The sequence below is a fragment of the Cupriavidus numazuensis genome (assembly GCF_905397435.1).
GTDB lineage: Bacteria > Pseudomonadota > Gammaproteobacteria > Burkholderiales > Burkholderiaceae > Cupriavidus > Cupriavidus numazuensis.
The window spans coordinates 31,501-45,312 of the sequence record NZ_CAJPVI010000009.1; the positions used below are offsets into that span (position 1 = coordinate 31,501).

General features: G+C 64.7%; 11 protein-coding genes. 1 reads left to right on the forward strand and 10 read right to left on the reverse strand.

The window, feature by feature from the left end:
• Positions 1–16 precede the first annotated feature (16 nt).
• From KHO41_RS09140 to KHO41_RS09170, 7 genes are all read right to left on the reverse strand, one after another.
• Positions 17–1,375 (reverse strand): serine hydrolase domain-containing protein, encoded by a 1,359-nt coding sequence (locus KHO41_RS09140; RefSeq protein ID WP_211952971.1) that lies wholly within the window; start codon positions 1,373–1,375, stop codon positions 17–19.
• A 97-nt stretch (positions 1,376–1,472) separates the two neighbouring features.
• Entirely contained in the window at positions 1,473–1,916 is a 444-nt protein-coding gene (locus KHO41_RS09145; RefSeq protein WP_211952972.1) for a PaaI family thioesterase, read from the reverse strand.
• Between the two features lie 66 nt (positions 1,917–1,982).
• Positions 1,983–2,765, reverse strand: a complete 783-nt coding sequence (locus KHO41_RS09150; RefSeq protein ID WP_211952973.1) for an SDR family oxidoreductase — start codon at positions 2,763–2,765, stop codon at positions 1,983–1,985.
• Positions 2,766–2,817: 52 nt separating this feature from the next.
• Positions 2,818–4,674 (reverse strand): acyl-CoA dehydrogenase, encoded by a 1,857-nt coding sequence (locus KHO41_RS09155; protein ID WP_211952974.1) that lies wholly within the window; start codon positions 4,672–4,674, stop codon positions 2,818–2,820.
• 303 nt (positions 4,675–4,977) lie between these two features.
• Positions 4,978–6,156: an acetyl-CoA C-acyltransferase gene (locus tag KHO41_RS09160; RefSeq protein ID WP_211952975.1), complete on the reverse strand. Its 1,179-nt coding sequence runs from the start codon at positions 6,154–6,156 to the stop codon at positions 4,978–4,980.
• Between the two features lie 47 nt (positions 6,157–6,203).
• Positions 6,204–6,842 carry a bifunctional nicotinamidase/pyrazinamidase gene (pncA, locus tag KHO41_RS09165; RefSeq protein WP_211952976.1) on the reverse strand — a complete coding sequence of 213 codons (639 nt, stop codon included), beginning with the start codon at positions 6,840–6,842 and terminating at the stop codon, positions 6,204–6,206.
• Positions 6,843–6,876: 34 nt separating this feature from the next.
• Positions 6,877–8,958, reverse strand: a complete 2,082-nt coding sequence (locus tag KHO41_RS09170) for a 3-hydroxyacyl-CoA dehydrogenase NAD-binding domain-containing protein (RefSeq protein WP_211952977.1) — start codon at positions 8,956–8,958, stop codon at positions 6,877–6,879.
• A 502-nt stretch (positions 8,959–9,460) separates the two neighbouring features.
• Here KHO41_RS09170 and KHO41_RS09175 point away from each other — a divergent pair.
• Positions 9,461–10,981: an amino acid permease gene (locus KHO41_RS09175; protein ID WP_211952978.1), complete on the forward strand. Its 1,521-nt coding sequence runs from the start codon at positions 9,461–9,463 to the stop codon at positions 10,979–10,981.
• A gap of 41 nt (positions 10,982–11,022) precedes the next feature.
• Here KHO41_RS09175 and KHO41_RS09180 read toward each other — a convergent pair whose 3' ends face one another.
• From KHO41_RS09180 to KHO41_RS09190, 3 genes are read right to left on the reverse strand one after another with little or no spacing between them, the layout of a single operon-like run.
• Positions 11,023–11,736: an ABC transporter ATP-binding protein gene (locus KHO41_RS09180; protein ID WP_211952979.1), complete on the reverse strand. Its 714-nt coding sequence runs from the start codon at positions 11,734–11,736 to the stop codon at positions 11,023–11,025.
• Positions 11,736–12,509 carry an ABC transporter ATP-binding protein gene (locus tag KHO41_RS09185; RefSeq protein ID WP_211952980.1) on the reverse strand — a complete coding sequence of 258 codons (774 nt, stop codon included), beginning with the start codon at positions 12,507–12,509 and terminating at the stop codon, positions 11,736–11,738. The genes KHO41_RS09180 and KHO41_RS09185 overlap by 1 nt, the downstream gene beginning before the upstream one ends.
• Positions 12,506–13,807, reverse strand: coding sequence for a branched-chain amino acid ABC transporter permease (locus tag KHO41_RS09190; RefSeq protein WP_244873761.1), 1,302 nt, complete (start codon positions 13,805–13,807; stop codon positions 12,506–12,508). The genes KHO41_RS09185 and KHO41_RS09190 overlap by 4 nt, the downstream gene beginning before the upstream one ends.
• Positions 13,808–13,812 lie beyond the last annotated feature (5 nt).

Here is a 13,812-nt window from a genome sequence, read left to right on the forward strand (position 1 = left end):
GAGGGGTGTGCCGCGATTACTGCTTCATCAGCTCCATCGCCAGCGCGCGGTAAGCGCGATGGGTCACGGGGTCATTGGCGGCGTTGGCCGCAATCGGGTGCGAGGCGTAGCGCACGATGGTCATCTGCGCCTTGGGATCGATATAGATGCGCTGGCCATGAATGCCGCGTGCTTCATAGACGCCGTGGTCGTCGTGGGATACCCACCACATGTCGCGGTAGCTCCAGCCCGGCAGCGTGGCATAGCCAGCCTTGGCGAACTTGGCACGATCACCGCCACCGCTGATTTCCTTGACGACCGATGCGGGAATCACCTGCTGGCCATTGAAGCGGCCCTGGTTGCGCATGGTTTCGCCGAAGCGCGCGAGGTCGCGCAGTGTGGTGTTGAGGCCGCCGCCGCCCGATTCGGTGCCGATGCTGTCGACGGTGAAGTAAGCATCGCTCTCGGCGCCCATCTTCTGCCAGACGCGATCGGACAGCAGCTTCGCCAGCGACTGCCCCGATGCGCGTTTCACGATCCACGCGAGCACCTCGGCGTTCACGGTCTTGTAGGCGAAGGCCTGATCGTGTTCGCCTTCCTTTTGCAGCGTCCTCAGGAAGTCATAGAAATTCTGCGGCCCGGTATAAGCGGCATCGCGCGGCAGCATGCCGCCGGCACGCGCGTAGTCGAAGACTTCCGCCTTCGGGTCCGCATAGTTTTCCGAATACTTGACGCCCACGGTCATGTCCATGACCTGGCGGACCGTGGCATCGCCGTAGGCAGTGCCAGCCATTTCGGGGAGATAGCGCGTGACCGGAGCGGCCGGGTCGAGCTTGCCGTCGGCAGCCAGCACCGCCGCCAGCGTGCCGACGAAAGACTTGGTCACCGACATGGCCAGGTGCGGCGTGTGGTCGTCCAGCGCGCCGAAATAGCGCTCGTAGACCACCCTGCCCTTGTGCACCACGAGGATGCCGTCGGTATAGGTCAGTGCCAGCATGTCGGAAAACGTGCGGCGGCTGCCGTCGGCGTCCATGAACGGCACGGCGCTGATATCGCGCTCCGCGCGTGGCAACGCGCTCACACCGGCGCGGCCATGCCAGACGGCCGCAGTCGGCACCAGCTCGCGCATATGCGAGAAGCTCCAGCGCTGGCGCGGAAAGCGGCTGCTCGAGATATTGAAGCCGATCTGCTTGTCGGCCGGCGGCGGGAAACCCTGCATCCACCCGAGCGTGATGGGGTCGGTAGCGGCGGCGTCCGGGAAAGAAGGCGGTACGGCCGGATTGGCCTGGGCATGCACCGGCGAGTTCGCCGCCAGTACGCCCGCACCAAGCGCGCCAAGGGCACGCAGCCTGAGGGTGGCAATCAGGCGCCGCGCGGCGCCAGCTGTCTTCTGCATCGTGTCTCCGATCAATCTTGTTATGTTGACTTCGACTGCTGCACTGCCTGCCGGTCTCTCGCCGGCTCCTGCCCCGCTTGTTGCGATCCGTTGGAGATCAGCCGTCGGCGCCGGTGTCCGCGCCCTCCGCGGCAGTACGCTGCGGAGGGATCCGCTTCACGTACTTGAACGTGCCCGAGGCGCGCGCCACGGTCTTGCCGTCCACATCGACGATCTCGGCCTCGCAGAACGCCATCGTCGTGGTCCGATGGACGCACTGGCCACGCGCGCTGAGCGTGCCGCGTCCGGGCGCCATGAAACTGGTCTTCATCTCGATCGTGACCAGACCGCGACCCTGCGTGTCGGCCGAACGGCCGGCAATGGCCATAGCTACGTCGAGCAGCGTCATCAGCACGCCGCCGTGGGCCATGTCCCAGCTGTTCTCGTGGCGCTTTTCAAGCGCCAGTTCGATCTCGCTGCGTCCGCCTTCGCTGTGCTTGCAGGTCACGCCAAGCTCGGACAGGAAGGGGATGTGGTTCGGGAATCCGTTGTGTTGCGTCATGGTCTAGTCAGGTTCAATGAGACGGGCGCCGCGCCAGGCGCGGCCACCCGCCATTAGACCATGCGATCAGACTGCGCTGACGCCACCGTCCACGGCCAGGATCTGGCCGGTGATGTGCTTGCCCGCGTCGCTGGCGAACAGCAGCGCGGCACCCTTCAGGTCTTCGTCGTCGCCGAGGCGATGCAGCGGCACGCCTTCGCACATGGCGTCCACGCCCAGGCGATCGAGCGAGCCCTTGGTCATCTTCGACGGGAAGAAGCCCGGGGCCAGCGCATTGACGGTGATGTTGTGCTCGCCCCACTCGCCGGCCAGCGTGCGCGTGAAGTTGACCACGGCCCCCTTGGAGGTGTTGTAGGCAATGGTTTCCATCGACCCCGGCGGGTTGCCGGCGAGCCCGGCAATCGAGGCGACGTTGATGATGCGGCCATGGCGGCGCGGGATCATCGACAGCTTGCCGATGCGCTGCGTCAGCAGGAACAGGCCGCGGATGTTCAGGTTCATGACCTTGTCCCAGGCCTCGACCGGGTGGTCTTCGGCGGGAGCGCCCCAGGTGGCGCCGGCGTTGTTGACGAGGATGTCGATGTGGCCGAGCTTCGCCAGAGCTTCGTCGGCCAGGCGCGCGATATCGGCTTCCTGTGCGCCGTCGGCGGCGATCCAGTCGGCCTCGATGCCGCGCGCTTTCAGGTGTGCCTGCGCGGCCTGCAGTTCGTCTGCCTTGCGCGCGGACAGCACCACGCGTGCGCCCTGCTCGCCCAGCGCTTCGGCAATCTGCAGGCCAAGCCCGCGCGATCCGCCGGTCACCAGTGCGGTACGGCCCTTCAGGTCAAACAGTTGCTGGATAGTACGCATGATTCGGTTCCTTGATGTCTCTCTATGTCGGGGGCACGGATAGCGGCGCCGGTCAGAACCAGGCGTCCTGCATATCCAGCGTGGTGCGGTCCAGCGTGGCCAGCAGATCGAGCTGCGGGCCGACCTTGGGCAGTTCCCAGCGCGAGAAGTACGTGGCCGCGGCGAGCTTGCCGCGATAGAAGGTTTCGTCTTCACCGCTCGCGCCGCCTGCCAGCGCAGCCTGTGCGACCAGTGCCTGCTCCAGCCAGATCCATGCGACCACCACGTGGCCGAAGGCTTCCAGGTAGATGCTTGCATTGGCGAGCGTCACGTTGGCATCGCCGGCGCTCCACAGCACCTTGGTGACTTCCGCCAGGCGTGTCGCCGCGGCACCGAGCGCGCGCGCCTGGCTGCCCAACTCCTTGTCACCGCTCGACAGTGCGCGTTCGCAGGTTTCGCGCACACGCTCGCCCAGCAGGCGGAATGCGGCGCCGTCCTTCATCACCACCTTGCGGCCCAGCAGGTCCAGGCCCTGGATGCCGTGCGTGCCTTCGTGGATCGGGTTCAGGCGGTTGTCGCGGTAGAACTGCTCGACGTTGTATTCACGGGTATAGCCATAGCCGCCATGGACCTGGATGGCCAGGTTGTTCGCCTCCAGGCACCACTGCGACGGCCAGCTCTTCGCGATCGGGGTCAGGATGTCCAGCAGCAGCGAAAGCCGTTCGTGCGCGGCGGCGTCGCCGGTTGCGGCGCGCTCCTCGTCGACCAGCTTCGCGCAATACAGGTTCAGCGCGAGGCCGCCTTCCACGTAGCTCTTCTGCGCGAGCAGCATGCGGCGGATATCGGCATGCTCGACGAGCTTCACCTGTGCGCTCGCGGGATCCTTGCCGCCGGGGCCGACCGGGCGGCCCTGCGGACGGTTGCGCGCATAGTCGACCGCGTGCAGGTAGCCGGTGTAGCCCAGCATCACCGCGCCAAGGCCCACGCCGATGCGCGCTTCGTTCATCATGTGGAACATGCAGGCCAGGCCCTTGCCGGGCTCGCCGACGAGGTAGCCAATGGCGCCAGCCTTGCCGCCCGGCTTGTACTTCATGCCTTCGCCGAAGTTCAGCAGGCAGTTCGTGGTGCCGCGATAGCCCATCTTGTGGTTCAGGCCCGCCAGCACCACGTCGTTGTGCTCGCCGAGCGAGCCGTCCGCATTGACGAGGTACTTCGGCACGATGAACAGCGAGATGCCCTTCACGCCCGGCACCAGCTTGCCATCCGGCCCCGGAATCTTGGCCAGCACCAGGTGGACAATGTTGTCCGACAACTCATGCTCGCCGGCCGAGATCCACATCTTGTTGCCGCGCAGCCGGTATTGCGCGCCAAGCGGCGATTCGCCTTCGTACTCGGCCCGCGTGGTGACGTCAGACAGCGACGAACCAGCCTGCGGCTCCGACAGGCACATGGTGCCGAAGAAGCGGCCATCCATCTCCGGCTTGACGAAGGTATCGATCTGCGCGGGCGTGCCGTGCGTGAGCAGCAGGTTCGCGTTGCCGATGGTCAGGAACGGGTAGGAGCTCGTGCCGACATTGGCGCCCTTGAAGTACGCAAAGCCTGCTTTCTCGACCAGCACCGGCAACTGCATGCCGCCAATCTCGTAGTCCTGTCCGGCGGCCATCAACCCGGCCTCGCAGAAGGCCTTCAGCGCCGTGCCGACTTCCGGAATGATGGTGACAGTCTCGCCGTCGAATTCGGGTTCGTGCTGGTCGTTCTTCTTGTTGTGCGGCGCGAACAGGTCGGTGGCGATCTTCTCGCACGTATCGAGCGCCGCGTCGAAGGTCTCGCGCGAGTGGTCGTTATAGCGTGGGATGCGGGTCAGCTCGTCCGCCTTGAGCCATTCGTACAGGACGAAGTTCAGGTCACGGCGGGAAAGGATCAGCGACATGGTGTCTCCATGCGGGGCGCTGCGTGGCGCACCGCGGTTCTTCTTGTCTTGCTGGCGCGTCCGAGGGTGCGAGAAATCCCTATGGAATGGGAATGACCCTGGAGCGGTACTGAGTTTGTTGCGTTTGCAGGAGCGCCTGCCCTTGGATGACGACGTGCGTGCCCCCTCTCCCGCTTGCGGGAGAGGGTTGGGGAGAGGGCCCGCGTCTCCATGAAATACGGCGCGTTCAGTACTGCCGATGCCTGCCCTCTCCCCCGGCCCCTCTCCCGCAAGCGGGAGAGGGGCGCAAACAAGGGTCAGCCCTTACAGCACTTCAAACAGCCCAGCCGCGCCCTGCCCGCCGCCGATGCACATGGTCACCACCACGTACTTCACGCCGCGGCGCTTGCCCTCGATCAGCGCATGGCCGACCAGGCGCGCGCCCGACACGCCATACGGGTGGCCCACGGCGATGGCGCCGCCATTGACGTTCAGGCGATCCATCGGGATGCCCAGCTTGTCGGCGCAATACAGCACCTGCACGGCGAAGGCTTCGTTGAGCTCCCACAGGCCGATGTCGTCGACCTTCAGGCCGGCCTTCTTCAGCAGCTTGGGCACCGCGAACACCGGGCCGATACCCATTTCATCGGGCTCGCAACCAGCCACGGCGAAGCCACGGAACACGCCCAGCGGCTGCAGGCCCTTGGCGGCGGCGACGCGCGCGTTCATCACCACGGCAGCCGAAGCGCCGTCCGAAAACTGCGACGCATTGCCGGCGGTGACTACGCCACCGGGCATGGCAGTACGGATCTTCGACACGGCTTCCAGCGTGGTGTCGCCGCGGATGCCTTCGTCGCGGTCGAGCGTGACTTCCTTGGTGATCAGCTGGCCCGTGGACTTGTCAGCCACGCCTGCGAGCACCGTGATCGGCACGATCTCGTCCTTGAACTTGCCGGCTTCCTGGGCGGCGGCGGCGCGCTGCTGGCTGCGCACACCGTACTCGTCCTGGCGATCCTTCGAGACGTTGTAGCGCTTGGCCACGTTCTCGGCGGTCTGGAGCATGTTCCAGTAGATTTCCGGCTTGTTCTTGACCAGCCACGGATCAGCGAGCATGTGGCGGTTCATTTCCGACTGCACGCAGGAGATGCTCTCCACGCCGCCGGCCACGAAGATGTCGCCTTCGTCGGCGATCACGCGCTGCGCGGCCATGGCAATGGTCTGCAGGCCGGACGAGCAGAAGCGGTTCACGGTCGCACCCGGCACGGTAACCGGGCAACCAGCGCGCAATGCGATCTGGCGAGCGATGTTGGAGCCGGTGGCGCCTTCGGGGTTGGCACAGCCCATCAGCACGTCTTCGACTTCGCCGGCTTCGATCTTTGCGCGCGCAATGGCGTGTTCCACAGCGTGGCCGCCGAGCGTCGCGCCGTGGGTCATGTTGAACGCGCCCTTCCAGCTCTTGGCCAGCCCGGTGCGGGCGGTGGATACGATGACTGCCTCGTTCATGTCTTGCTCCTCGGAATCTTGGTGTCTTTCAGTTCGGTTGATTCGGTTCAGCCCTGGGCTTGCAGCAGTTCGGCCGAGCGGATGCGCGTGACGCCTGCGGCGGCGAGGTCCTGCCATGCCTGAGCCAGCGACCCGTTCAGGTCGATGGCACGGCACGCGTCCTCGATCACCACGGCGTCGAAGCCCGCGGCGCGCGCATCGAGCGCGCTCCACGCCACGCAGTAGTCCGTCGCCAGTCCGGCCAGGAACACGCGCTTCACGCCGTGTTCGCGCAGGTAGCCGGCCAGTCCGGTACGCGTGCTGCGGTCCGCTTCCAGGAAGGCGGAGTAGCTGTCCACGCGCGTGTGGTGGCCCTTGCGGATCACCATGCGGGCGTGGGGCACATCCAGAGCGGCGTGAAATGCCGCACCTGGTGTGTCCTGCACGCAATGGACCGGCCACAGCACCTGCTGGCCATACGGCAACGCGAGCATCTGGAACGGCTCGGTGCCGGCATGGTTGGCGGCAAATGAGACATGGTCCGCCGGGTGCCAGTCCTGCGTCAGCACCACGTGCGGGAATGCATGCGCGAGCTGGTTGACGACAGGCACGATCTCATCGCCACGCGGCACGGCAAGCGCGCCGCCTGGCATGAAGTCGTTCTGCACGTCGACCACCAGCAGGCAGTCATCCGGACCGGGTCTCATGTTCGCCTCCGTCAGCCTTGCTGCTGCCTTGGCTTCAGTCGTTGAAGCCCTTGCCCTCGTCCGCCAGCTTCTGCAGCAGCGGAGCGACTTGCCAGGCTTCGCCGTGGTAGCCCTTGGCGTACTTCTTCATGGACAGCGCGACGTTGTACAGGCCGACCTGGTCGGCGTACAGCATCGGGCCGCCGCGGAACAGCGGGAAGCCGTAGCCGGTCAGGTACACCATGTCGATATCCGAGGCCTTCGAAGCAATGCCTTCTTCCAGGATCTTCGCGCCTTCGTTGACCAGCGCGAACACCAGGCGCTCGACGATCTCCTCGTCGGAAATCTTGCGGCGCGTAATGCCAAGGTCCTTGGAGTGCTGAACGATCATGTCGTTGACCTGCTGGTTCGGGTACGGCTTGCGGTCGCCCGCCTTGTAGTCGTACCAGCCCGCGCCGGTCTTCTGGCCATAGCGGCCCATTTCGCACAGCAGGTCAGCGGTCTTGCTGTACTGGATGTCCGGCTTGTCCACCGCGCGGCGCTTGCGGATCGCCCAGCCGATGTCGTTGCCAGCCAGGTCGCCCATGCGGAACGGGCCCATGGCGAAACCGAACTTTTCGATGGCACGGTCGACCTGCTCCGGCAGCGCGCCTTCGTCCAGCAGGTAGCCGGCCTGGCGGCTGTACTGCTCGATCATGCGGTTGCCGATAAAGCCGTCGCACACGCCCGACACCACGGCGGTCTTCTTGATCTTCTTGCCGATCGCCATCACGGTGGCCAGCACGTCCTTGCCGGTCTTCGCGCCGCGCACCACTTCCAGCAGCTTCATCACGTTGGCCGGGCTGAAGAAGTGCATGCCGACCACGTCCTGCGGACGCTTGGTGAACGAGGCGATCTTGTCCACATCGAGCGTCGAGGTGTTCGAAGCCAGGATCGCGCCTTCCTTCATCACCTCGTCCAGCTTCTTGAAGACGATTTCCTTGACGCCCATTTCTTCGAACACGGCCTCGATGACCATGTCGGCGTCCTTGATGTCGTCATAGGACAGCGTGGTCGACAGCAGGCCCATGCGCTGCTCGACCTTTTCCTGCGTGAGCTTGCCCTTCTTGGCGCTGTTCTCGTAGTTCTTGCGGATGATGCCAATGCCGCGGTCCAGCGCTTCCTGCTTGGTTTCCAGGATGGTCACCGGAATGCCCGCGTTCAGGAAGTTCATGCTGATGCCGCCGCCCATCGTGCCGGCGCCGATCACGGCGATCTTCTCGATCTTGCGGACCGGCGTGTCCGACGGCACGTCCGGGATCTTGCTCGCGGCACGCTCGCCGAAGAACGCATGGCGCAGTGCGCGCGATTCCGGCGTGGTCACGAGGTACAGGAAGCCATCGCGCTCTTCCTTCAGGCCTTGCTCGAACGGCTTGAGCGAGCCGGCCACGGCTTCCAGGCACTTCAGCGGCGCCGGGAAGTTCTTGGCCATGGCGCCCACAGTGGTCTTGGCAAAGCCGAGGAAACCTTCCGCGTTCTCGTGGCGAACCTTCAGGTCGCGCACCTTCGGGTACGGGCCGGGCGCAGCCGCGACGCTCTGGGCAAATTTGACGGCGGCGGGCAGCACATCGCCATCGACGATTTCATCGAACAGCTTGGTGCCGGCGAACTTCTCGGACGGCACGGCGGTGCCCGACACGATCATGTTGGCGGCGGCTTCCAGGCCGATCACGCGCGGCAGGCGCTGCGTGCCGCCGGCGCCGGGCAGCAGGCCCAGCTTCACTTCCGGCAGCGCGATCTGCGCGCCCTTCGAAGCCACGCGATAGTTACAGCCCAGGGCCAGTTCCAGGCCACCGCCCATTGCCACCGAGTGGACTGCGGCCACCACCGGCTTGGACGAACCCTCGATCACGCGGATCACCGAATGCAGCGTCGGCTCCTGCGTGGCCTTGGGCGTGTTGAATTCGCGGATATCGGCGCCGCCCGAGAATGCCTTGCCGGCGCCGGTGATGACGATGGCCTTGACGGCCGCATCGTCCAGCGCACGGGTCATGCCATCGACGATGCCAAGCCGGGTGCTGTGACCCAGTCCGTTGACAGGAGGATTGTCGAGCGTGATGACGGCTACGCCGTCCTGAACCTGATACTGCGCTGTCATGCTGGTTCCTTTGGTGTCTTGGGTTGTCTCGGGATTCGAATTCTCGAATATGGTTGTTTGCTGCATTGCCGGCCTGTCTCGGCCGCTTCACCACTAGCAGCCGAAGCCGCGATGGAAGGGTAAACCCTCCGCATTCCCACGCCCGACAAGCGTTTCAGCCGACGGGCGAAACACAGCATACACAAAATAGCACGGTCGTTCAATTTTAATTTTTGCGGAATTTGACCACCATGCGCACGCTTTATTTCGCCCCTTCGCCGCGTGCATAGGCCCAGGGCTGCCAACCTTGCCTAAACGCTTGGCAAGGCAATAAATCGCGGAAACGCCTCATGCCGCTTACAGCACTTTCCCAATATCGAGGCAGGGAATCAGGGCCAGTATGCGACTTTATTTGACGCGGACGCGCGATCCGCTAAAAAAGACACGTTAGACTCGCGGCTTTTCATTTTTCGGCCCCGGACATCCACAAGTTGTCCAGGCAGGCGAAGTTCCAGCGACCCTGATGTCTTCCCACTCCCACCCTCATCCTCACCAGCATCCGGTCGTCGAGCACGACGACCTCCAGCGCAAGCTCAAGGCGCGCCATCTGACCATGATCGCGATCGGCGGCGCGGTTGGCACCGGACTGTTCGTCGCATCCGGCGCCTCCATCGCACAGGCTGGTCCCGGCGGCGCGCTGCTGATGTACGCCCTGCTCGGCTTCATGGTGTACTGCCTGATGACCAGCCTTGGCGAACTGGCCGTCCATATGCCCGTGGCCGGCTCGTTCGTCACCTACAGCGCGCTCTATGTCGAGGAAGGCTTCGGCTTTGCGCTCGGCTGGAATTACTGGTTCAGCCTGGCCGTGACCATCGCAGTGGAACTCACCGCCGCGCAACTGGTGATGCAGTTCTGGTTCCCCGGCATGCCCGGCATGGTCTGGAGCGCGGGCTTCCTGCTGCTGATGTTCGCGCTCAACGCGTTCTCGGTGCGCGGCTTCGGCGAAGCCGAGTACTGGTTCGCGCTGATCAAGGTGATCACGGTCATCGTGTTCCTGGGCGTGGGCCTGCTGATGATCTTCGGCATCATGAAGGGCGGCCCGCAATCCGGCTGGCACAACTTCACCATCGGCGATGCGCCGTTCGTGGGCGGCATTCCCGCCATGATCGGCGTGGCAATGATTGCCGGGTTCTCCTTCCAGGGCACCGAAACGGTTGGCGTGGCCGCAGGCGAGGCACAAGACCCGGCCAGGACGATCCCGCGCGCGATCCGCCAGACCTTCTGGCGCATCCTGCTGTTCTATGTGATCGCCATTCTGGTCATCGGCGTGCTGATTCCCTATACCGATCCGAACCTGCTGCGCAATGACGTGACCGACGTCGGCGTGAGCCCGTTCGCGCTGGTGTTCCGCCAGGCGGGACTGGCCTTTGCCGCCGGCCTGATGAATGCCGTGGTGCTGACCGCGCTGCTGTCGGCGGGCACGTCGAGCATGTACGTGTCCACGCGCATTCTCTACGGCCTGGCCGTCAGCGGGCGCGCCCCGCGCTGGCTCGGCAAGCTGACCGCGAACGGCGTACCGTTCAATGCGCTGCTGATCACCACCGCCATTGGTGCGCTGTGCTTCTTCAGCTCCCTGTTCGGTGACAAGGCCGTGTACCTGTGGCTGCTGAACACATCGGCGATGACGGGCTTCTTCGCGTGGTTCGGCATTGCCCTGAGCCACTACCGCTTCCGCCGCGGACTGGTCTATCAAGGCTATGACGTCAGCGCGCTGGCCTACCGCTCGCCGCTCTATCCATTCGGCCCGATCTTCGCCGGCGTGCTGTGCCTGGTGATCGTGGCGGGACAGAACTACCAGGCGTTCGCGGATATCCCGAACCGCTGGCCTGAGATCATCGCGACGTATATCGGCGTACCGGTGTTTTTGGCGCTGTGGCTTGGCTACCGCATCGTCAGGAAGACGCGGCTGATCGACTATGAGGACATGCCGTTCGAGTTGCCGAAGACGGCAAAAGTCGTTGCCCGGCAAGCAGCACAAGTGTGATGTCAGGCGCGTCCGGCCCGCACCGGACGCAACCTGCGGCACTACACCTCCAGCCACTCCTTGCGCACCTGCGCATTGGCCTTCAGCTCGGTCGGCGTGCCCTCGAACACGATATGGCCATGGCCCATCACATACACGCGCTGCGAGATATCGAGCGCGATCGCCAGCTTCTGCTCGATCAGCAGCACCGACACGCCACGCTCCTTCAGCGTCTTGAGGTAGTCGCCGACCAGCGTCACGATCATCGGCGCCAGGCCCTCGGTGGGCTCGTCGATCAGGATCAGGTCGGGATCGCCCATCAGCGTGCGGCACAGCGTCAGCATCTGCTGCTCGCCGCCTGACAGCACGCCTGCCGCGGTGTTCTCGCGTTCCTTCAGGCGCGGGAACATCTGGAACATGTCGTTGATGGACCAGCGCGGCTTCGACTGACGCGGGTTGCGCTTTTCACCGAGCAGCAGGTTCTGGCGCACGGTCAGCGTCGGGAAGATGTCGCGATTCTCGGGCACATAGCCGATGCCGAGATGCGCAATCTCGAAGGTACGGCGTCCGAGGATTTCCTCGTCGCGGAAGCGCACCGATCCTTCCGCCTTGACCATGCCGAGGATCGCCTTGGCCATGGTCGACCGCCCCACGCCGTTGCGCCCGAGCAGCGCAACGATCTCGCCCTCATCGATGTGCGCATCCACGCCGTGCAGGATATGGCTCTTGCCGTAATAGGCATGCAGCCCCTGGACTTCCAGCATGCGTTTTGCCATCAGTGCGCTCCTTCGGTCTCGGCTTCGTCCAGCGTGGTACCCAGATACGCCTCCTTGACCTTGCGGTTGTTGCGGATGGCTTGCGGGGTGTCGGTGGCGATCACTTCGCCGTAGACCAGTACCGAGATGCGGTCAGCCAGCCCGAACACCACGCTCATGTCGTGCTCCACCATCACCAGCGTCTTGCCTGCGGTGACCTTGCGGATCAGCTCGACCGCATGGTCCGATTCCGAGCGGCTCATGCCGGCCGTGGGCTCGTCGAGCAGGATCACATCGGCGCCGCCCGCGATCGTGATGCCGATCTCCAGCGCGCGCTGCTCCGCATAGGTCAGCAAGCCGGCCTGCGAGTCGCGACGATGCTGCATGCCGATCAGCTCGAGCACTTCCTCGCCACGCTCGCGCGCATCTCGCAGCGCCGACAGGCGGTGCCAGAACGAATACTTGTAGCCGAGCGACCAGAGCACCGCGCAGCGCAGGTTCTCGAACACCGACAGGCGGTGGAAAATGTTGGTGATCTGGAAGCTCCGCGACAGCCCCATGCGATTGATCGCGAACGGCTGCAGGCCGCCGATCTCCTGCCCGTTCAATCGCACCGAGCCGCTGGTCGGCGCAAAGCGTCCCGAGATCAGGTTGAACGTGGTCGACTTGCCGGCGCCGTTGGGGCCGATCAGCGCGTGGCGCTCGCCCTTGCCGATCGACAGGTTCACGCCGCGGATGATTTCCGTCTGGCCGAACTTCTTGCGCACATCGGTCAGTTCCAGTGCCGCTGTCATGCCCTGCCTCCTGCGATTTCGCCCTGCACCTTGTCCCATGCCGCACGCACGCGCGCCGCCGCCATGCGCCATGCCAGCAGCCCGGCCACCCACAGTGCGGCCGCAACCGCCCAGGCCACAGGCTTGCCGGCATCGAAGGCGATACCGAACAGCGACATGTCGGTGCCGTTGGCGCTGTCGACCTGGACCTTGTAGACCAGTTCCACGGTCAGGATCATGGCTGCGAGCAGCACCACGCCTGCCACCCCGGCACGCGCGTAGGACGGCAGCATCTGTTTGAACTTGCCTTTGGCCACAAGCGGCATCTGCATCAGCAGCAGGCTCGCGATGCCGCCCGGCACGAACATCACCATCAGCACGAAGAACAGGCCCAGGTACAGCAGCCACGCCTTGGTCAGGTCCGACAGCGCGACCGCGAACAGCATGAACACCACTGCACCGATGATCGGCCCGAAGAACACGCCCGCACCGCCGATGAACGCCGCGAGCAGCACGCCGCCCGAGCGTACCGCGCTGACGTTCTCGGCCGAGACGATTTCGAAGTTGATCGCCGACAGCGCGCCCGAGATGCCGGCGAAGAATGCCGACAGGATCAGCACGAGATAGCGCACGCGCTGCGTGTTGTAGCCGATGAACTCGACACGTTCAGGGTTGTCACGCACCGCATTGGCGATGCGACCAAGCGGCGTCTGGGTCCACGCATACATCGCCACCATCGACACCAGGCACCACGCCGCGATCAGGTAGTACACCTGGCGGCCAGGGCCAAACGTGATGCCGAGGAACGGGTCGCCCACCACGCGATTGGTCGAGATACCGCCCTCGCCGCCGAAGAACTCCGGGAACATCAGCGAGCTGGCAAACACCATCTCGCCGATACCCATCGTAATCATGGCGAACGTCGTACCCGACTTCTTGGTGGTCACGTAGCCGAACAGCACGCCGAAGAACGCGCCGGCCACGCCGCCCACGAGCGGCAGCATCGACACCGGCAACCACACCTTGCCCGCGCCCAGCATATTGAGCACGTGCACGGCAATGAAGGCGCCGAGGCCCGAGTACACCGCGTGCCCGAACGACAGCATGCCGGTCTGGCCGAGCAGCATGTTGTACGACAGCGCGAAGATGATCATGATGCCCATCTGGGACATCAGCGTGATCGCAAACCCGCCGGTGAAGATCAGCGGCAGCACCAGCATGACCAGCACCGTCAGGCTCCAGATCAGCCAGCGCGCGAGATTGAGCGGCTTGTAGCGCAGGGTACGGCCGGTCACGACCGGCCCGCGGCGTTGTTCCATTGTCG

Coding starts and splice junctions, on each gene's coding strand:
- KHO41_RS09140 (WP_211952971.1), bottom strand. CDS start 1,375: ATGCAGAAGACAGCTGGCGCCGCGCGGCGCCTGATTGCCACCCTCAGG.
- KHO41_RS09145 (WP_211952972.1), bottom strand. CDS start 1,916: ATGACGCAACACAACGGATTCCCGAACCACATCCCCTTCCTGTCCGAG.
- KHO41_RS09150 (WP_211952973.1), bottom strand. CDS start 2,765: ATGCGTACTATCCAGCAACTGTTTGACCTGAAGGGCCGTACCGCACTG.
- KHO41_RS09155 (WP_211952974.1), bottom strand. CDS start 4,674: ATGTCGCTGATCCTTTCCCGCCGTGACCTGAACTTCGTCCTGTACGAA.
- KHO41_RS09160 (WP_211952975.1), bottom strand. CDS start 6,156: ATGAACGAGGCAGTCATCGTATCCACCGCCCGCACCGGGCTGGCCAAG.
- pncA (WP_211952976.1), bottom strand. CDS start 6,842: ATGAGACCCGGTCCGGATGACTGCCTGCTGGTGGTCGACGTGCAGAAC.
- KHO41_RS09170 (WP_211952977.1), bottom strand. CDS start 8,958: ATGACAGCGCAGTATCAGGTTCAGGACGGCGTAGCCGTCATCACGCTC.
- KHO41_RS09175 (WP_211952978.1), top strand. CDS start 9,461: ATGTCTTCCCACTCCCACCCTCATCCTCACCAGCATCCGGTCGTCGAG.
- KHO41_RS09180 (WP_211952979.1), bottom strand. CDS start 11,736: ATGGCAAAACGCATGCTGGAAGTCCAGGGGCTGCATGCCTATTACGGC.
- KHO41_RS09185 (WP_211952980.1), bottom strand. CDS start 12,509: ATGACAGCGGCACTGGAACTGACCGATGTGCGCAAGAAGTTCGGCCAG.
- KHO41_RS09190 (WP_244873761.1), bottom strand. CDS start 13,807: ATGGAACAACGCCGCGGGCCGGTCGTGACCGGCCGTACCCTGCGCTAC.